General features: G+C 71.5%; 17 protein-coding genes and 1 pseudogene. 13 read left to right on the top strand and 5 right to left on the bottom strand.

Translation table 11 applies throughout. The features are described 5' to 3' along the window. The 6 genes and pseudogenes from ACWEN3_RS20365 to ACWEN3_RS20340 form a co-directional block, all read left to right on the top strand. Positions 1-266: pseudogene (locus ACWEN3_RS20365) on the top strand (hypothetical protein); the annotation flags it as partial. Then, on the top strand, positions 263-991 hold the full coding sequence (pgeF, locus tag ACWEN3_RS20360; protein ID WP_452972706.1) for a peptidoglycan editing factor PgeF: 729 nt from the start codon (positions 263-265) through the stop codon (positions 989-991). The pseudogene ACWEN3_RS20365 and the gene pgeF, both read left to right, overlap by 4 nt. A 6-nt stretch (positions 992-997) precedes the next feature. Then, positions 998-1,717 (top strand): YggS family pyridoxal phosphate-dependent enzyme, encoded by a 720-nt coding sequence (locus ACWEN3_RS20355; protein WP_452972704.1) that lies wholly within the window; start codon positions 998-1,000, stop codon positions 1,715-1,717. A gap of 127 nt (positions 1,718-1,844) precedes the next feature. Then, entirely contained in the window at positions 1,845-2,486 is a 642-nt protein-coding gene (locus ACWEN3_RS20350) for a cell division protein SepF (RefSeq protein ID WP_452972702.1), read from the top strand. Between the two features lie 61 nt (positions 2,487-2,547). Beyond that, complete coding sequence (locus tag ACWEN3_RS20345; RefSeq protein WP_285553895.1) at positions 2,548-2,838, top strand: YggT family protein; 291 nt, start codon at positions 2,548-2,550, stop codon at positions 2,836-2,838. A 54-nt stretch (positions 2,839-2,892) separates the two neighbouring features. Continuing rightward, complete coding sequence (locus ACWEN3_RS20340; RefSeq protein WP_452972700.1) at positions 2,893-4,092, top strand: DivIVA domain-containing protein; 1,200 nt, start codon at positions 2,893-2,895, stop codon at positions 4,090-4,092. A gap of 332 nt (positions 4,093-4,424) precedes the next feature. Here the strand turns inward: ACWEN3_RS20340 and ileS are convergent, their stop codons facing one another. Then, on the bottom strand, positions 4,425-7,568 hold the full coding sequence (gene ileS, locus ACWEN3_RS20335; RefSeq protein WP_452972698.1) for an isoleucine--tRNA ligase: 3,144 nt from the start codon (positions 7,566-7,568) through the stop codon (positions 4,425-4,427). Positions 7,569-8,175: 607 nt separating this feature from the next. On the opposite strand from ileS, the gene ACWEN3_RS20330 reads away from it, so the two are divergent. From ACWEN3_RS20330 to ACWEN3_RS20305, 6 genes are all read left to right on the top strand, one after another. After that, complete coding sequence (locus ACWEN3_RS20330) at positions 8,176-9,426, top strand: TraR/DksA family transcriptional regulator (protein WP_452972696.1); 1,251 nt, start codon at positions 8,176-8,178, stop codon at positions 9,424-9,426. 59 nt (positions 9,427-9,485) lie between these two features. Next, positions 9,486-10,109 (top strand): signal peptidase II, encoded by a 624-nt coding sequence (gene lspA / locus ACWEN3_RS20325; RefSeq protein ID WP_452972694.1) that lies wholly within the window; start codon positions 9,486-9,488, stop codon positions 10,107-10,109. A gap of 64 nt (positions 10,110-10,173) precedes the next feature. Then, positions 10,174-11,118, top strand: coding sequence for an RluA family pseudouridine synthase (locus ACWEN3_RS20320; RefSeq protein ID WP_452972691.1), 945 nt, complete (start codon positions 10,174-10,176; stop codon positions 11,116-11,118). Next, positions 11,115-11,582 carry a GNAT family N-acetyltransferase gene (locus tag ACWEN3_RS20315; RefSeq protein WP_452972688.1) on the top strand — a complete coding sequence of 156 codons (468 nt, stop codon included), beginning with the start codon at positions 11,115-11,117 and terminating at the stop codon, positions 11,580-11,582. Before ACWEN3_RS20320 ends, ACWEN3_RS20315 begins: the two co-directional genes overlap by 4 nt. 132 nt (positions 11,583-11,714) lie before the next feature. Then, positions 11,715-13,301 carry a Na+/H+ antiporter gene (locus tag ACWEN3_RS20310; RefSeq protein ID WP_452972685.1) on the top strand — a complete coding sequence of 529 codons (1,587 nt, stop codon included), beginning with the start codon at positions 11,715-11,717 and terminating at the stop codon, positions 13,299-13,301. A gap of 65 nt (positions 13,302-13,366) precedes the next feature. After that, entirely contained in the window at positions 13,367-14,107 is a 741-nt protein-coding gene (locus ACWEN3_RS20305; RefSeq protein WP_452972683.1) for an SDR family NAD(P)-dependent oxidoreductase, read from the top strand. 11 nt (positions 14,108-14,118) lie between these two features. Here the strand turns inward: ACWEN3_RS20305 and ACWEN3_RS20300 are convergent, their stop codons facing one another. Next, positions 14,119-15,225: a mechanosensitive ion channel family protein gene (locus ACWEN3_RS20300; protein ID WP_452972680.1), complete on the bottom strand. Its 1,107-nt coding sequence runs from the start codon at positions 15,223-15,225 to the stop codon at positions 14,119-14,121. Positions 15,226-15,332: 107 nt separating this feature from the next. Here ACWEN3_RS20300 and ACWEN3_RS20295 point away from each other — a divergent pair, with 107 nt between their 5' ends. Beyond that, the gene (locus ACWEN3_RS20295) at positions 15,333-15,902 is read left to right on the top strand and encodes a dienelactone hydrolase family protein (protein ID WP_452972677.1); all 570 of its coding nucleotides are present in this window, start codon (positions 15,333-15,335) and stop codon (positions 15,900-15,902) included. A 7-nt stretch (positions 15,903-15,909) separates the two neighbouring features. Here ACWEN3_RS20295 and ACWEN3_RS20290 read toward each other — a convergent pair whose 3' ends face one another. From ACWEN3_RS20290 to ACWEN3_RS20280, 3 genes are all read right to left on the bottom strand, one after another. Then, positions 15,910-17,580, bottom strand: coding sequence for an alkaline phosphatase D family protein (locus ACWEN3_RS20290; RefSeq protein WP_452972674.1), 1,671 nt, complete (start codon positions 17,578-17,580; stop codon positions 15,910-15,912). Positions 17,581-17,674: 94 nt separating this feature from the next. Continuing rightward, positions 17,675-18,484, bottom strand: a complete 810-nt coding sequence (locus ACWEN3_RS20285) for a DsbA family protein (protein WP_452972672.1) — start codon at positions 18,482-18,484, stop codon at positions 17,675-17,677. An 81-nt stretch (positions 18,485-18,565) separates the two neighbouring features. Further along, on the bottom strand, positions 18,566-19,126 hold a 561-nt coding region (locus tag ACWEN3_RS20280), incomplete at its 5' end, for a hypothetical protein (protein WP_452972669.1).

Raw genomic sequence — 19,126 nt, 5'->3', positions numbered from 1 at the left:
CTGCACCGATCTGGGCTACGACCTCGTGGCCCGGCAGCTGGCGGACCGCCTCGACCTGGCGTGAGGAGCCCGCTCCGGTACGGCAGCCCGAGCCCAGCCGCCCGTCCTTCGGCTCGCTCGGCAGCGTGAAGCCGAAGGAGGAGCCGGAGCCGGCGCCCGAGCCGGTGGCCGACATCCCGGTCGCCCCGCCGGTGCCGCCCGCGCCGCGGCCCGCCTACGCGGACAGCGCGGCCGAGGAGCTGGACGTGCCGGACTTCCTCAAGTGATAGGACTGCGCGAGAGCGTGAGCGGCGCGCACTTCGCCTTCACCGACCGGTGGGGCGGGGTGAGCGCCGCTCCGTATGAGGAGCTCAACCTCGGCGGCGCGGTCGGCGACACCCCGGAGGCCGTACGGGCCAACCGGGAACTCGCCGCCAAGTCGCTCGGGGTGGATCCCGCCCTGGTCGTCTGGATGAACCAGGTGCACGGCGCGGACGTGGCCGTGGTGGACGAGCCGTGGGGCGAGCGCCCGGTGCCCCAGGTCGACGCCGTCGTCACCGCCCGCCGCGGACTGGCCCTCGCCGTCCTCACCGCCGACTGCGTGCCGGTCCTGCTCGCCGACCCCGTCGCCGGGATCGCCGCGGCGGCCCACGCGGGCCGGCCCGGCATGGTCAAGGGGATCGTCCCCGCCGCCGTACGGGCCATGGTCGAACTCGGCGCCGCACCGGACCGGATCGTCGCCCGCACCGGCCCGGCCGTCTGCGGGCGCTGCTACGAGGTGCCGGAGCCGATGCGCGCCGAGGTGGCGGCCGTCGAGCCGGCGGCGCACGCTGAAACGAGCTGGGGCACTCCGGCGGTCGACGTGAGCGCCGGAGTGCACGCCCAGCTCGACCGGCTCGGGGTGTGCGACCGGGCGCAGTCACCGGTGTGCACGCTGGAGTCGGACGAACACTTCTCGTACCGCCGCGACCGCACCACCGGGCGGCTCGCGGGCTATGTGTGGCTGGACTGATGGGGCATGACGGACCGTAGGACCGAACTCGCCGCGAATCTGGCGAAAGTGGAGGAGCGCATCACCGCCGCGTGCGTGGCGTCCGGGCGCAAGCGGGAGGAGGTGACCCTGATCGTGGTCACCAAGACCTACCCCGCGAGTGATGTGCGGATCCTGTCGGAACTCGGTGTGCGCCATGTCGCCGAGAACCGCGACCAGGACGCCGCGCCGAAGGCCGCCGCCTGTGCGGATCTTCCGCTGAAATGGCACTTTGTCGGTCAATTGCAGACCAACAAGGTCCGTTCCGTGGTCGGTTACGCCGATGTCGTGCAGTCCGTCGACCGCGACCGGCTCGTCACCGCGCTCTCGAAGGAGGCGGTGCGGGCCGGGCGCGAGGTGGGCTGCCTGATCCAGGTGGCGCTCGACGCGGGGGCGAGCGGCCGCGGCGAACGCGGGGGCGTGGCCCCGGCGGGAATCGAAGAGTTGGCCGATCTCGTCGCCGGGGCGCCGGGGCTGAGGCTCGACGGGCTGATGACCGTCGCGCCGCTCACCGGCGAGTACGCGGGACGCGAACAGGCGGCGTTCGACCGGCTCATGGATTTGTCGACTGACCTGCGCCGAGCCCATCCGGCTGCAACCATGGTGTCGGCAGGGATGAGTGCGGACCTCGAACAGGCCGTGGCGGCCGGGGCGACACATGTGCGCGTCGGCACTGCGGTACTCGGCGTCCGCCCCAGGCTCGGGTAACGTCGCCAAGAAGTCGGACCACAGCAGAAAATATGGTCAGTACCCGCGAAGCGGGCACAACGACCACGTGGATCGCGGGCACTTGGCAGTCGTCAGCCGATCCACCACAGAGCGGAGGACTCAGAGCATGGCCGGCGCGATGCGCAAGATGGCGGTCTACCTCGGCCTCGTGGAGGACGATGGGTACGACGGCCGCGGATTCGACCCCGACGACGACTTCGAGCCGGAGCTGGACCCGGAACTCGAGCGAGACCACCGACGGCACGATTCGTCACACCAGTCGCATGGTGCACATCAGCCCCAAAGGGACGAAGAGGTACGACTCGTCCAACCGCCCGCACCTCGCGAGCCGGTGGCCCGTGCGACTTCGCTCGCCGCGGAATCGGGACGTCCGGCGCGGATCGCGCCCGTGGCGTCCATCACACAAGAACGTCAGTCCCTGGAGAAGAACGCACCGGTGATCATGCCCAAGGTCGTGTCGGAACGAGAGCCTTACCGGATCACCACGCTGCACCCGCGGACCTACAACGAGGCCCGTACCATCGGGGAACACTTCCGTGAGGGCACCCCGGTGATCATGAATCTGACTGAGATGGATGACACAGACGCCAAGCGACTTGTCGACTTTGCGGCCGGTTTGGTGTTTGGTCTTCACGGCAGCATCGAGCGGGTGACGCAGAAGGTGTTCCTGTTGTCTCCTGCTAACGTCGATGTCACGGCGGAGGACAAGGCCCGCATCGCAGAGGGCGGGTTCTTCAACCAGAGCTGAGACGCAGACCGGACCGAAGCCACGGAAGAGCACGGAAACAGGGGAGAGGGAAACGCAGGCCATGAGCGTGTTCGCGCAGGTGATCTACATCGCGCTGATGGTGTTCCTCGTCGTGCTCATCTTCCGGCTGGTCATGGACTACGTCTTCCAGTTCGCCCGCTCATGGCAACCCGGCAAGGCGATGGTGGTCGTACTGGAGGCCACCTACACTGTCACCGATCCACCGCTGAAGCTTCTGCGGCGGTTCATCCCGCCGCTGCGTCTCGGGGGCGTGGCGCTCGACCTGTCCTTCTTCGTACTGATGATCATCGTCTACATTCTCATTGCCATCGTGCAGAACTTCGTGAGATGAGCCTGTGGACGATCCGGTCTTGCCGACTGCCGATGACTACGTTGAGGTGAAGAGATGCCGTTGACCCCCGAGGACGTGCGGAACAAGCAGTTCACGACCGTCCGCCTCCGAGAAGGCTATGACGAGGACGAGGTCGATGCCTTCCTCGACGAGGTCGAAGCCGAACTGACCCGTCTGCTCCGCGAGAACGAGGACCTGCGCGCCAAGCTGGCCGCCGCGACGCGTGCCGCCGCGCAGAACCAGCAGAACGCGCGTAAGCCTCCGGAGCAGGACCAGCAGGGCATGCCCCAGCAGGGTATGCCGCAGCAGGGCATGCCTCAGCCGGGGATGCCGCAGCAGGGCATGCGAGGTCCCGGCGCGCCGGTGCCCGCCGGCATATCGGGCCCGCCGCAGCAGCAGATGGGTGGCCCCATGGGTGGCCCGCCCCAGCTGCCGAGCGGTGCCCCGCAGCTGCCCGCCGGCCCCGGCGGTCAGGGTGGCCCGCAGGGTCCCGGTCCCATAGTACGGGTCCCGATGGGCCAGGGGCCGATGGGTCAGGGTCCGATGGGTCAGGGCCCCATGGGCGGTCAGCCGCCCATGCAGCAGCAGATGGGTGGCCCGATGGGCGGTCCCATGGGTGGCCCCATGGGCGGTCCGATGGGCGGCCCCGGTCAGGGCCCCGGTGGCGACAGCGCCGCCCGAGTCCTCTCGCTGGCCCAGCAGACCGCCGACCAGGCGATCGCCGAGGCCCGCTCCGAGGCAAACAAGATCGTCGGCGAGGCCCGCAGCCGCGCCGAGGGTCTGGAGCGTGACGCCCGTGCCAAGGCCGACGCCCTGGAGCGGGACGCGCAGGAGAAGCACCGCGTCGCGATGGGCTCCCTGGAGTCCGCCCGCGCCACGCTGGAGCGCAAGGTCGAGGACCTGCGCGGCTTCGAGCGCGAGTACCGCACGCGTCTGAAGTCGTACCTCGAGTCCCAGCTGCGCCAGCTGGAGACCCAGGCCGACGACTCCCTGGCCCCGCCGCGGACCCCCGCGACGGCCTCGCTGCCGCCGTCCCCGGCGCCCTCCATGGCCCCGGCCGGTGCCCCGTCCTACGGCGGCAACCAGACGATGGGCGGCGGCCCCGCTCCGTCCGGCCCGTCCTACGGCGGCCAGCAGCAGATGACCCCCGCGATGACCCAGCCCATGGCTCCGGTCCGTCCGCAGGGTCCGTCCCCGATGGGCCAGGCGCCCTCGCCGATGCGCGGGTTCCTGATCGACGAGGACGACAACTGACAGGCCGCGGGAACTAGTACGACAACGGCGTCGGCAGCGTTCAGGGCGGGACCCCGGGCTTCGGTCCGGGGTCCCGCCCTTTTTACGCGGGTTGACGAGGGTGTCGGCGGGCTGCGGGACCGGACCCGACGCGATCGGACTCGGTGGACTCGGTGGAGGCGCCGATCCGGCACGGTCACGGGCGGGGTCCAGCTCGGATCCGGCGCCCGTGCTCGGGCGGCCGGGATGCGGTACGGGACCGAGTGGCGGTTCGCCACCCCCCCCCTCGCGCGGTGGAGGAATCGGAGAAGGGCCCGGCCCCACGGGGGAGCCGGGCCCTTCCTGGCCGGTGTCTACGCCTTGCGCAGGCGGAACGTGAGGGACAGGCCCTCGTCCGTGAACGGCTCGCCGTAGGTGCCGTCCGCCTCGCCCTGGGCGAAGTCGGTCGACAGGACCTCCTCGGCGATCAGCCCGGCGTGCTCGGACAGGGCCGCGATCACCGCCGGGTCCGTGGAGGTCCAGCGCAGCGCGATCCGGTCGGCGACGTCCAGGCCGCTGTTCTTGCGGGCCTCCTGGATCAGCCGGATCGCGTCACGGGCCAGGCCCGCCTGCCGCAACTCCTCGGTGATCTCCAGGTCCAGGGCGACCGTGGCCCCCGAGTCGGAGGCCACCGACCAGCCCTCGCGCGGCGTCTCGGTGATGATCACCTCGTCGGGCGCGAGCGTGATCGTCTCGCCGTCGACCTCCACCGAGGCCGTGCCCTGGCGCAGCGCCAGCGACAGCGCGGCCGCGTCCGCGTTCGCGACGGCCTTCGCCACGTCCTGGACCCGCTTGCCGAACCGCTTGCCGAGAGCACGGAAGTTGGCCTTGGCGGTCGTGTCCACCAGTGAGCCGCCGACCTCGGAGAGCGACGCCAGCGAGGAGACGTTCAGCTCCTCCGTGATCTGCGTGTGCAGCTCGCGGTCCAGGGCCTCGAAGCCGGTCGCCGCGATCAGCGCACGGGACAGCGGTTGACGGGTCTTGACGCCCGACTCCGCGCGCGTGGCGCGGCCCAGCTCCACCAGCCGGCGGACCAGGACCATCTGCCGGGACAGCTCGGGGTCGATCGCGGTGAGGTCCGCCTCCGGCCAGCCGGCCAGGTGCACGGACTCCGGCGCGCCCGGGGTGACCGGCACGACCAGGTCCTGCCACACCCGCTCGGTGATGAACGGGGTGATCGGGGCCATCAGCTTCGTGACCGTCTCCAGCACCTCGTGCAGGGTGCGCAGCGCGGCCTTGTCGCCCTGCCAGAAGCGGCGGCGCGAGCGGCGGACGTACCAGTTCGAGAGGTCGTCGACGAACGCGGACAGCAGCTTGCCGGCGCGCTGGGTGTCGTACGCCTCCAGGGACTGCGTCACCTGGTCGGTGAGCGCGTGCAGCTCGGACAGCAGCCAGCGGTCCAGTAGCGGGCGCTCGGCCGGGGCCGGGTCGGCCGCGCTGGGCGCCCACTCGGACGTACGCGCGTACAGCGCCTGGAAGGCGACCGTGTTCCAGTACGTCAGCAGGGTCTTGCGGACGACCTCCTGGATGGTGCCGTGGCCGACCCGACGGGCCGCCCACGGGGAACCGCCGGCCGCCATGAACCAGCGCACCGCGTCCGCGCCGTGCTGGTCCATGAGCGGGATCGGCTGCAGGATGTTGCCCAGGTGCTTGGACATCTTGCGGCCGTCCTCGGCGAGGATGTGGCCGAGACAGACGACGTTCTCGTACGACGACTTGTCGAAGACCAGGGTGCCGACGGCCATCAGCGTGTAGAACCAGCCGCGGGTCTGGTCGATCGCCTCGGAGATGAACTGCGCCGGGTACCGGCTCTCGAACAGCTCCTTGTTCTTGTACGGGTAGCCCCACTGCGCGAACGGCATCGAACCCGAGTCGTACCAGGCGTCGATGACCTCCGGCACGCGCGTGGCCGTCCTTCCGCAGTCCTCGTGCGGGCAGGCGAAGGTGACCTCGTCGATGTACGGGCGGTGCGGGTCGAGGTTCGACTGGTCGGCGCCGGTCAGCCGGGTCAGCTCCGCGCGGGAGCCGACGCAGGTGAGGTGGTCCTCCTCGCAGCGCCAGATCGGCAGCGGGGTGCCCCAGTAGCGGTTGCGGGACAGCGCCCAGTCGATGTTGTTGTTCAGCCAGTCGCCGTACCGGCCGTGCTTGACCGTCTCCGGGAACCAGTTGGTCCCCTCGTTCTCCTGGATCAGCCGGTCCTTGATGGCCGTCGTGCGGATGTACCAGGAGGGCTGCGCGTAGTAGAGCAGCGCGGTGTGGCAGCGCCAGCAGTGCGGGTAGCTGTGCTCGTACGGCAGGTGCCGGAACAGGAGACCGCGCTGCTTCAGGTCCTCGGTCAGCTTCTCGTCGGCCTTCTTGAAGAAGACGCCGCCGATCAGCGGCACGTCCTCCTCGAAGGTGCCGTCGGGGCGCACCGGGTTGACCACGGGCAGGCCGTAGGAGCGGCAGACCTTGAGGTCGTCCTCACCGAAGGCGGGGGACTGGTGGACCAGACCCGTACCGTCCTCGGTGGTGACGTAGTCGGCGTTGACCACATAGTGGGCGGGCTCCGGGAACTCCACGAGCTCGAACGGACGTTGATACGTCCAGCGCTCCATCTCGGCACCGGTGAAGGTCTGGCCCGTGGTCTCCCAGCCCTCGCCGAGCGCCTTGGCGAGAAGCGGCTCGGCGACGACGAGCCTCTCCTCGCCGTCGGTGGCGACGACGTAGGTGACCTCCGGGTGCGCGGCGACCGCCGTGTTGGACACCAGGGTCCAGGGGGTCGTCGTCCACACCAGGAGCGCGGCCTCGCCCGCGAGCGGACCGGAGGTGAGCGGGAAACGGACGTACACGGACGGGTCGACGACCGTCTCGTAGCCCTGCGCCAGCTCGTGGTCGGACAGGCCCGTGCCGCAGCGCGGGCACCAGGGGGCGACGCGGTGGTCCTGGACCAGCAGGCCCTTGCCGAAGATCTCCTTCAGCGACCACCAGACCGACTCCACGTACTCGGGGTCCATGGTCCGGTAGGCGTCGTCCAGGTCGACCCAGTAGCCCATGCGGGTCGTCAGCTCGGCGAAGGCGTCGGTGTGCCGGGTCACGGACTCGCGGCACCTGGCGTTGAACTCGGCGATGCCGTACGCCTCGATGTCCTGCTTGCCGGAGAAGCCCAGCTCCTTCTCGACGGCCAGCTCCACGGGCAGGCCGTGGCAGTCCCAGCCGGCCTTGCGGGCCACGTGGTAGCCGCGCATGGTGCGGAAGCGGGGGAAGACGTCCTTGAAGACGCGCGCCTCGATGTGGTGGGCGCCGGGCATGCCGTTGGCGGTGGGCGGGCCCTCGTAGAACACCCACTCGGGGCGGCCCTCGGACTGCTCCAGGCTCTTGGCGAAGATCTTCTGGTCGCGCCAGAAGTCGAGCACGGCGTGCTCAAGCGCGGGCAGGTCGACCTGGGCGGGCACCTGGCGGTACGTCGGCGCTGTCATCTGCGAGCATCCTCCAACGGACTTGCTGCCTTCCGTCGGAGGGACGAGAGCCTTCGATCCTGTGGACGCCGTGTGCGGCGCGCTCCCGCGGTACCACCCTCCTTGGCCCGCCGCCGTGCCGTACACGCCGGTGAGCCCCCTCATTGGGTTCGCGAAGCCGGGTCTAACGGCCCCGGCCTGTCGGCCGAGGCTTTCTTCCGGCGGCTCCGGGGTGATCTTCGCGTCGCGCTCGCCCCCGGGCTCACACCGTCCCCGGGTCGCTCTGGGCTGCGTACGCCGCTACTCGTCCCCATCCACGCTTTTCGCTCCGCCCAGTGTACGGCGCCGCGCGGACAGCGGCCGACCGCTTTTCGGGGCGGCCGGCGCGGTCGGCGGGGGAGCGGGTGGGATGACCCGAATGGCGAGGGTTCGGGTGCTCGCATCCGGGGATGCCCGGGCCTGGCGGATTACCCGGCGGGGAGCGGGGCACAACGGATGCAGGCCCGCTGCACGGGGGGGTGCGGGCGGGCGAATCGGGCGGTGTGCCCCGTTGCCGCGGGACTCAAGTCGATTTATCGTCCCAGCACGATTCGCGAGCAAGATCACAATATGTGAAGGGGCCGCGGCCATGGTGGCGAAAAAGACCGCCGTACAGCAGCCGGCGCCCGGCCGGGCCAGGGGCGCGGCCGTTTCCGGCGGTGCGGCTGCCTCCGGTGGCGAGGCCGGGAAAGCGGCCGGGAAGAACAGCACGCACACGAGGGCCGCGTCCCCCGGGCGGACCAAGCTCGTGAAGACGGCGCGGGCCCCCTCCGGCGACCCGCCGGGGGAGGAGGGCGGCGGCACAGGGCGTTCGAGAGGCGCCGCGGAGCGGGCCGGACCCGAACCGCTGCCCGGGGAGCCCGCGGCGAAGAGGACCTCGGCGAAGAAGGCGCCCTCGAGCACATCAGGGGCGGCGTCCGGGGAGGCGGCCGCCGGGACGGCGTCCGCCACCGGCGGGGCCACACGGAAGAAGGCGGCCGCCGGCATGGCCGCCGCGAAGAAGGCCACGGCCAAGAAGGCCGCGGCGAGGGAGGGGGACGCCGATGCGGTGGCCGAGAAGGCGGCCGCGAAGAAGGGAGCCGTCGTGAAGCCGGTCGTGGAGAAGGCGGCTGCCGCCGAGGAGGCCGCCGGGCACACGGCGGCGAAGAAGACCGCCGCCAAGAAGACGGCCGGGAGGACGACCGCCAAGAAGACGGCGGCCAAGAAGACGGCGGCCAGGAAGACGGCCACCGGCGAGAAGGCCGTCCGCGGGAAAGCCGGCGGCGGGCGCGCGGCCGCCGAGGGACCCGCCACGGCGCGGGACGGGAAGAGCACGGCCAAGAAAGCGGGCGCGGCGCGGGCCGCGAAGCAGACGGGAGCCACGACAGTGGTTGCGAAGAAGACTCCTGGCACGGCCACGGCGGAGACCGGCGTTCCCAAGGCGCGGATCGGCGCGGTGGAGCCCGGCGAGCTGGCGGTGCGCCCCGGCGAGGACCCCTGGACCGCGCCAGAGGTCGCGGAGGCCCGCTCGGAGCTGCAGTCCGAGATGGAGCGGCTGCGCGAGGAGATCAGCTCGTCCGAGGCGTCCCTCGTCGGCCTGATGCGCGACTCCGGCGACGGGGCGGGCGACGACCAGGCCGACACCGGGACCAAGAACATCACGCGCGAGCACGAGATGGCGCTCGCCGCCAACGCGCGCGAAATGCTGATCCAGACCGAGCGCGCCCTGGAACGGCTGGACGCGGGCACCTACGGCCTGTGCGAGAACTGTGGCGACCCCATCGGCAAGGCCCGTATGCAGGCGTTCCCCCGGGCCACCCTGTGCGTGGAGTGCAAACAGAAGCAGGAACGCAGGTCCTGAGCGTGCGGGCGGTGCCGTAGTCTCGTGCCCAGTCAGGCACCTAAGGTTGAGGGACTCACGTGGCAGAGGCGGAGCGCATCATCGGTACGCCGGACACCCCGGACGACGGCGGCGAGCGGACAGCGGCCGGAACGTCCGCCGGCTCCGCCGCGGCCGGCACCGGCGAGCAGCAGACCCCGGCGCAGCGGCGGCCCGGCCGCGGGCGCCGGATCGCCGTGCTGTTCGGCGTGGCCGCGTTCGCGTACGCCCTCGACCTGATCAGCAAGACGCTGGTGGTAGCCAAGCTGGAGGGCCACACGCCGATCAGGCTCGTCGGGGACCTGCTGGAGCTGCACGCCATCCGCAACCCGGGCGCCGCCTTCGGCTTCGGCGCGGCCTTCACCGTGATCTTCACGGTGATCGCCGCCGCGGTGATCGTGGTGATCATGCGCCTGGCCCGCAAGCTCTACAGCTTCCCCTGGGCGATCGCGCTCGGCCTGCTGCTCGGCGGCGCGCTCGGCAACCTCACCGACCGGATCTTCCGGGCGCCGGGCGTCTTCGAGGGCCAGGTCGTGGACTTCATCGCGCCCAAGGGCTTCGCGGTCTTCAACCTCGCCGACTCGGCGATCGTGTGCGGCGGCATCCTGATCGTGCTGCTGTCCTTCCGCGGCCTGGACCCGGACGGCACGGTCCACAAGGACTGATCGCGGGCAGGAGTTGTCCACAGGCCCGTTCGGTGGCCTTCGGCCCGTCCGGCATACTCGACGGGTGAGCACGATTCCCGAGATCCGTACCCTGCCCGTGCCCGACGGCCTGGAGGGCGAGCGCGTCGACGCCGCCATCTCCCGCATGTTCGGCTTCTCCCGCACGAAGGCGGCCGAGCTGGCCGCGTCCGGCAAGGTCCAGGTCGACGGCGCGGTGGTCGGCAAGTCCGAGCGGGTCCGCGGAGGCGCCTGGCTGGAGGTCGAGATGCCGCAGGCGCCCGCGCCGGTGCAGGTGGTCGCCGAGCCGGTCGAGGGCATGGAGATCGTGCACGACGACGATGACGTGGTCGTGATCGTCAAGCCGGTCGGCGTGGCCGCGCACCCCTCGCCGGGCTGGTCCGGCCCGACCGTCATCGGCGGACTCGCCGCCGCCGGCTACCGGATCTCCACCTCCGGCGCGGCCGAGCGCCAGGGCATCGTGCACCGCCTCGACGTCGGCACCTCCGGCCTGATGGTGGTCGCCAAGTCGGAGTACGCGTACACGTCGCTCAAGCGCCAGTTCAAGGAGCGCACCGTCGACAAGCGCTACCACACCCTGGTCCAGGGCCACCCGGACCCGACGAGCGGCACCATCGACGCCCCGATCGGCCGCCACCCCAACCACGACTACAAGTGGGCGGTGACGGCCGAGGGCAAGCCCTCGGTGACGCACTACGACCTCATCGAGGCCTTCCGAGCCGCCTCCCTGCTGGACGTGAAGCTGGAGACCGGCCGCACCCACCAGATCCGCGTCCACATGGCCGCCCACCGCCACCCTTGCGTCGGCGACCTCACCTACGGCGCCGACCCCACCCTGGCCAAGCGGCTGCGCCTGTCCCGGCAGTGGCTGCACGCCGTACGGCTCGGCTTCGAGCACCCGGGGGACGGGCGCTGGGTGGAGTTCGAGAGCGACTACCCCGAGGACCTCGGCAAGGCCCTCGACCAGGTCCGTGAGGAGACGTACGGGTGAGCGCCGCGTACACCGTCCGCGTCGCCGAGGACCCCGCCGACCGCGAGGCCTGCTTCGCGGTCCGCAAGGAGGTCTTCGTCGTCGAGCAGGGGGTGGACGAGGACATCGAGTACGACGCCTACGACGCGGTCGCCGTGCACGTGCTGGCGGTCCGCGCGGACGGCGCGCCGCTCGGCACCGGGCGGCTGCTGTCCGGCGAGGCGGCCGCGTCGAAGACCGGCGGGGACCCGGCGGTGGGCTCCCTCGGGCGGCTCGCCGTCTCCCGGGAGGCGCGCGGGCTCGGCGTCGGCGCCGCCCTCGTGCGGGCCATCGAGGACGCGGCACGCGCGCGTGGCCTCGGCGCGGTGGACCTGCACGCGCAGACCCACGCGCTGGGCTTCTACGAGCGCCTCGGCTACGAGGCGTACGGCCCGGAGTTCCCCGACGCGGGCATACCCCACCGGGCGATGCGCCGCGCCCTGTAGCGGCTGCCGAAAGCGCCGGTGAGCGGGGGTAAGGCAGCCCCGGCGGGCCGAAGGGGCCGGAACGGTCGGTGCGCGGACGGCGTGGCAGGCTTGAGGCCTGCCGTGTGATCGTCGACTCCCGGAGCGCCGGCCGTGGATCAGTTGGCTTTGCTGTTCGCCCTGCTGCTCGGGGCCCTGGTGAGCGTCCCGGTGGGGGACCGCTTCGGGGTGCCGGCGCCGGTGCTGATGACGCTGTTCGGCGGGGTCCTGGCGGTGGCCGACTTCGTGCCCAACGTGCACATCGCGCCCGAGCTGATCCTGCCGGGACTGCTGCCGCCGCTGCTCTACGCGGCCGTACGGCGGACCTCCTGGCGGCAGTTCGCGGCCAACAAGCGCCCGATCTTCCTGCTGGCCGTCGCGCTGGTGTTCGTGACCACGGTGTGTGTCGCGTATGTTGCCAGCGCCATCGTGCCCGGGCTGCCGATCGCCGCCGCCATCGCGCTCGGCGCCCTCATCGCCCCGCCCGACCCGGTCGCCGCGACCAGCGTCGCCGGGCAGCTCGGGCCGCCGCGCCGCCTGGTGTCGATCCTGGAGGGCGAGGGGCTCTTCAACGACGTCACGGCCATCGTGCTCTACCACGTGGCGATCGCCGCCGTCGTGAGCGGCACGTTCTCGGCATGGCAGGCCGGCCTCGCGCTGGTGCTGTCCGCCGTCGTCGCGGTGGTCGTGGGACTGCTGCTGGGCTGGGGCGCGAACCGGCTCATGGACCTGCTCGGCGATCCGACCCTCCAGATCGGCATGACCCTGCTGGTGCCGTACGCCTCCTACGTGCTCGCGGAGAAGCTGGGCGGTTCCGGCGTGCTCGCCGTGCTCACCACGGCCCTCTTCCTCGCGGAGTACGCCACCGGCGCCGACGACGTGATGACCCGGCTGGCCGGGCACACCTTCTGGGACATCATCGACACCCTCGTCACGGGCGTCGCCTTCGGGCTGATCGGCCTGGAGATGCACAGCGCCATCCGCACGGCGAGCGGGCGGTGGGGCGAGCTGCTCGGCTGGGCGGCCGCCGTCGTGGGCGTGGTCGTCGTCGTACGGCTGCTGTGGCTGCTGCCGGCGACCTGGCTGACCAAGCGGCTGCACGCCCGCCGGGACCTGGACGAGGAGATCCCGACGAGCTGGCGGGAGACCATCGTGATGTGGTGGTCCGGGATGCGCGGGGTGGCCTCGGTGGCGCTGGCGCTGGCCATCCCGCTGCGGACCGACAACGGGTCGCCCTTCCCCGACCGCGACGAGATTGTGTTCATCGCCTTCGGCGTGATCATCGCCACGCTGGTGCTCCAGGGGCTGACCCTGCCGTGGCTGGTGAAGCGGCTCGGGGTGCGGGCCGACTCCGAGCGTGAGAAGGAGGTCGAGAAGGAGCTGGCGGTGCGCGCCGCGAAGGCGGCCAAACGCCGGCTGCGGGAGATCGAGCAGGTGGAGGACCTGCCCGAGGAGCTGTCCGAGCAGATGCTGCGGCAGGCCTTCGACATCGGGATCCGGATCAGCCCGGACATGGGGGAGGAGGAGCGGCGGGAGGCGCACCACCAGCGGGCCCGGCGGCTCAAGCGGGTCCGGCGCATCCAGGGCGAGATGATGAGCGCGGCGCGGCACGAGGTGCTGGCCGCGCGGAGCGAGCCGGGGGCGGATCCGGAGATCGTGGACCGGGTGCTCAGACATCTCGATGTACGCAGCCTGCGGTAATACGAACAGGTTGCCTCTGTGGACAACCGCAAGCGGGGTCGGCGGCACGCTCCTACTCTCGGATCATGACTCGCAACATCGTGATCAGTGGTGGCGGTACGGGCATCGGGCTGGCGACGGCGCGGGCCTTCGCCGCGGACGGGGACCGGGTGCTGCTGCTCGGGCGGCGCGCGGAGGTGCTGGCGAAGGCGGGGGTGCCGGACGCGCTCACCCACGCGGCGGACCTGACCGAGCCCGCTGACGTGCGGGGCGTCGCCCGCTTCGTCGCCGACGAGTTCGGCACCGTCGACGTGCTCGTGCACAGCGCCGGAGGCTCGGGAGGCCTCGAAGCCCCGGCGGACAGCGACGACCCGCTGGACGGGGTGGCCCACGCCTGGACCCTCAGCTTCCGGCTCAACACCCTCAGCGCCGCGCTTCTCACCGAGGCGCTGAAGGAGCGGCTCGCCGAGCCGGGCGGCCGGGTGCTCTTCCTGAGCTCCATCGCCGCCCAGCGGGGCTCGGGCAGCGGCGCCTACGCGGCGGCCAAGGCCGCGCTGCACCCCTACGCCCACGACCTGGCACGCCAGCTGGGGCCACGGGGCATCACCGTGAACGTGGTCGCGCCCGGGTACGTCGAGGACACCGAGTTCTTCGGCGACGCGATGTCCGAGGAGCGGCGGCAGCTGCTCATCGCCGAGACCTCCACGGGCCGGGCCGGCAGACCCGGTGACGTGGCGGCGACCCTGCACTGGCTGGCCTCGCCCGCCGCCGCCCACATCACCTCACAGGTGATCCAGGTCAACGGGGGCGCCGAGCGGGGCCACTGACCCGCGGCCGGTCACCGCCGGCCGGTGCGCGGGAAGTCGTAGGCCTTGCGCAGGAAGTCGCTGTCGGGCGACGGCACGCGGTACGGCGGGAGCACCGCGTCCGAGGTGTTGACCCGGGGCAGCGCGTAGGGGTGCTCCGCCGACAGCCAGGTGATCATCTGCTCGCGGACCGCGACCCGCACCGTCCAGATGTCGTCCGCGTCCTTCGCGGTCACCAGCGCGCGCACCTGGATGGTGTTCGGTGTCGTGTCGGTCACCACCAGGCCGTAGGCGCGGCCGTCCCAGGCCGCGCACTGGCGCAGGATGTCGCGCAGCTTCTCGCGCATCGCCTCCACGGGCGCGCTGTGGTCGAGGTGCCAGTAGACGATGCCGGTCATCTGCGGGGTGCCCCGCGACCAGTTCTCGAAGGGCTTGGAGGTGAAGTACGACACCGGCATGGTGATCCGGCGCTCGTCCCAGGTCCGCACCGTCAGAAAGGTCAGGGTGATCTCCTCGACCGTGCCCCACTCCTTGTCCACGACGACCGTGTCGCCGATACGCACCATGTCGCCGAAGGCGATCTGGAGCCCGGCGAACATGTTCGACAGTGTCGACTGGGCGGCGACACCGGCCACGATGCCGACGACACCGGCGGAGGCCAGCAGGGAGGCGCCGGCCGCGCGCATCGCCGGGAAGGTCAGCAGCATCGAGGCCGCCGCGACCACGCCGACGATCGCCGACACCACGCGCATGATCAGCGACACCTGGGTGCGCACCCGCCGGACCCGCGCCGCGTCGTGGTGGATGCGCGCGTAGCGGCTGTACGAGGTCTCGACGATCGCGGCCGCGATCCGGATCACCAGCCAGGCCGCCGCCCCGATCAGCACCAGGGTCAGCGTCCGACCGATGCCGACGCGGTGTTCCTCGAGCAGTTGCGCCTGGTCGTAGGAGCCTCTGAGCAGGGCGGCGCAGATCACCAGCTGGAAGGGGACGCGGGCGCGCCGCAGCCGGTCCCACAAGGGGGTCTCTCGGTGGCGTGCGTCGGCCTTGCGTAGCAGCAGGTCCGTGGCCCAGCCGATGAGAACGGTCAGGAACACGGACCCGCCGATGACGATCACGGGACGGAGTACGGTCTCCATGCCTTCGAACGTAACCGGCTTCGGCGGCCGACGAACATGTGACTTCGGTGACGTGGTGGGTAGTGCCGAGATACGGCGGGGAGATTCCCTGCTGGCACCATGGCCTCATGAACATCATGCTTTTTCACTCGACCTACGGGCTGCGGCCCGCGGTGCGCGAGGCCGCGGACCGGCTGCGCGCGGCGGGCCACGAGGTGTGGACGCCGGACCTCTTCGAGGGGCGCACCTTCGAGACAGTCGAGGAGGGCATGGAGTCCAAGGAGCGGATCGGCAAGGAGGAACTGCTGAAGCGGGCCGTGCTGGCGGCGGCGCCGTACTCGGAACGGGGGCTGGTGTACGCCGGGTTCTCGCTCGGCGCCTCCGTCGCGCAGACCCTCGCCCTCGGCGACGACAAGGCGCGCGGGCTGCTGCTCCTGCACGGCACGTCGGACGTCGCGCCGAACGCGCACGTGGACGAGCTGCCGGTGCAGCTGCACGTGGCCGAGCCGGACCCGTTCGAGACGGACGACTGGCTGAGCGCCTGGTATCTGCAGATGGGCCGGGCGGGCGCCGACGTGGAGGTCTACCGGTACCTCGGGGCCGGGCACCTCTACACCGACCCCGAACTCCCCGACTACGACGCCGAGGCCGCCGAGACCACCTGGCGGGTGGCGCTCGGCTTCCTCGAGTCGCTGTAGCGGTCCGCTACACCGGGGCGTAGGTCCGCTCCACCTTCTGGGTGCCGCTGCGGGTGCGGTAGGAGCGCACCCACTTGGAGGTCGCGTTCGCGTCCGTGCGGTCGGACAGGACGTAGTAGTCCATCTGCGCGCGGTCGGCGGTGATGTCGAGCACGCCGTAGCCGTGCCGGTCGGTGTCCACCCAGTGGACGTGCCGGTTCGCGGCCTCGATGAGCGGCGCGGCGACCGCGGAGACCGTGCCCTCGGGAACCTTGACGATGTCGTCGAGGTTGTCGGAGGTCACCGATGTGATCACGAACTCGGTGGCCGCCGAGGGCGACAGCGGGTAGGTGCCCGCGTCCACCGGCACGTCGTTGGCCCAGGACATGTGGATGTCACCGGTCAGGAAGACGGTGTTGCCGATGCTGTTCGAGCGCAGGTGGTCGAGGAGCTCGCGGCGGTCGTGGGTGTAGCCGTCCCACTGGTCGGTGTTGACGCCGATGCCGTCCTGCGGCAGGTCGAGCAGCTTGGCGAGCGGCTTGAGCAGGTCGGCGGTGAGGGAGCCGACGACGAACGGCGCGATCATCACCGAGTTGCCGACCAGCCGCCACCTGGTGTCGGAGGCCTTCAGTCCCGCCTTCAGCCAGTCCAGCTGGGCGCGGCCGGTGATGGTCCGGTTCGGGTCGTCCACCGAGCCGTTGCCCGCGGACACCTGCTGGGAGCGGAAGGAGCGCAGATCCAGCAGGGACAGGTCGGCGAGCCTGCCGAAGCGCAGCCGCCGGTAGGTGGTGCCCTCGATGGCCGGGCGCACCGGCATCCACTCGAAGTAGGCCTGCTTGGCGGCCGCCCTGCGGGCGGTCCAGGTGCCCTCGGCGCCCTCGGTGTGGTTGACCGCGCCGCCCGACCATGCGTTGTCGGCGAACTCGTGGTCGTCCCAGATCGCGACGACCGGCGCCTTCAGGTGCAGGGCCCGCAGGTCGGGGTCGGTCTTGTACTTCGCGTGCCGGATCCGGTAGTCGGCGAGCGTGATGGTCTCGTTGGCCGGCGCGTGCGGTCGGACGACCGTGCCGCGTGCCGCGTACTCGCCGGACTTGTACTCGTAGATGTAGTCGCCGAGGTGCAGCCAGGCGTCCAGGTCGTTGCGGGCCGCGAGGTGCCGGTAGGAGGCGAAGTAGCCGGCCTCCCAGTTGGCGCAGGTGACCACGCCGAAGCGCAGTCCGGCCACGTTCGCGTCCGCCGCGGGCGCGGTGCGGGTGCGGGCCACCGGCGAGTCGGTGCCGCCGGCCGAGAACCGGAACCAGTAGTCGGTCGCCGGCTCCAGACCGCGGACGTCGGCCTTCACGGTGTGGTCGGAGGCGGCGGTCGCGGTGACGGAGCCCTTGGCGACGACGCTGGTGAGCGCCTTGTCCCTGGCGACGACCCAGCTCACCTCGGTGTCCGGGCCCATGCCGGAACCGGGTATGGCACCGGAGGTCGGAGTCACGCGGGTCCACAGCAGGACGCCGTCGGGCAGCGGGTCGCCGGAGGCGACGCCGTGCAGGAAGGCGGGGGTGTCCGCGGCGGCTCGGGCCGGCAGGGCGGCGGCGAGGGGGCCGGCCAGTACAGCGGTCGCCGCCGCGGCCTTGACGACCGTACGGCGGCGAGGGGAGAAGGAGTTGCGGCCTTCGGCGGCCGGAAGTGATCTGTTTCGACTGGTCACGGATGATCAGGTTACTGACCAGTACGCACGCGAGAGCGGGCGAACTCCCGATGTTCGCCCGCTCTTCACGGGAAGATCGGATTCCGCCGGGCCGTCAGCCCTTGAGAGCCGCGTCCACCACCCTGTCGAAGTCGGCCACCGTCAGCAGCGGGCTGCCGCCGTTGAGCTGCTTGCCGTTCATGACGAAGCCCGGGGTGCCGGTCACGCCGTCCTTGTTGTCGTCGAAGGTCTTCGACATGCGCATCGCCCAGGCGTCGTAGGTGCCCTTCTTGACCGCGTCCTGGAACTTCGTGTTGTCCTTCAGCGCCGGGACGGTGTTCGCGACCTGGATGAGGTAGTTGTCGTCCTTGAACTTGTCGGCCGTCTCGTCCGGGTGCCACTTCGCCGAGTACAGCGCGGACTTGTAGTCGAGGAACGCCTCGGGGCTGACGTTCAGCGCGGCGCCGAGGGCGCTGAGGGCGTTCTTGGAGCCCTCGCCGTTGTCGTGCAGGTCGATGAACGTGGCGCCGACGTACTGGAACTTGAACTTGCCGTCGTCGATGTCCTTCTTCACGGTCGAGCCGACGGTCTGCTCGAACTGGGCGCATATCGGGCAGCGCGGGTCCTCGTAGATCTTGAGGGTCTTCTTCGCGGTGTCCTTGCCGATGACGACCGTGGTGCCGTCCGTGCCGGAGGTGTTGGCCGGTGCGACGACCGTGGCGGTCTTCATGCCCTCCCAGTGGCTGGGCTTGTTGGCCTGGACGACGGCGTAGCCGATGCCGCCGGCCGCGGCCAGCACGGCCACGACCGAGGCGGCCACGATGAGCTGCCGCCTGGTCTTGGCGCGCTTGGCCTGACGCTCGCGCTCCTCGCGCAGCCGTTCCCGGGCCGCCGTCTTCGACGTCTGGCTGTTCCGCTTGCTCATGATGAGTGATCTCCGTGTGGGACGCGCACATGCCGTACGCGGGATACGTGTGGGGGACTCGGTTTGCTCAGGCCCCGCCGCTCAGCAGGCGGCGGGAGCGGGCGAGCACGGTGGTCCACGCCGTCCCAGGGAGTGCACGAGAAGCCGGTCGCGGGCGGCGGCCGGCCGCGGGGCCGGGCGGGGCAGCCGACGGGCGGGGGCCGGCCGTACGGCGCCCGCCGCGACCGCCAGCAGCAGCGGCCGGAAGGTGGTGGCGGCGACCGCGCGCAGCAACTGGGTCAGCGCCCGCTCGCCCCGGCGGAGCCAGGCGGCGGCGAGCAGGCCGACCCCGATGTGCGCGGCGAGCAGCAGCCAGGCGGTGGCCGGGCTCGCGTGGGCGAGCAGGGCCCCGGTCCGCCCGGAGGCGCCGGTCATCTGGGCCAGGGGGGTGCCGACCGCACCGCCCTGGCACAGCACGTCGAAACCGACCGCGTGCAGCGGGCCCGCGATCGGGCCGCCCGCCCGGCCGTAGCAGGCGTTCTGGCCGGTGGTGAACACCGTGTCGGCGGCCAGCTCCAGAGGTATCAGCAGGGCCGCGATGCGGCCGAGGCCGCGCTCGCGGCCCGCCAGCGCGTACGCGGTGACGAACACCCCGGCGGCGAC

Source organism: Streptomyces sp. NPDC004561, assembly GCF_053602155.1.
The sequence above is the reverse complement of the archived record's forward strand: the minus strand, read 5'-3'. Positions and strand labels throughout refer to the sequence as shown.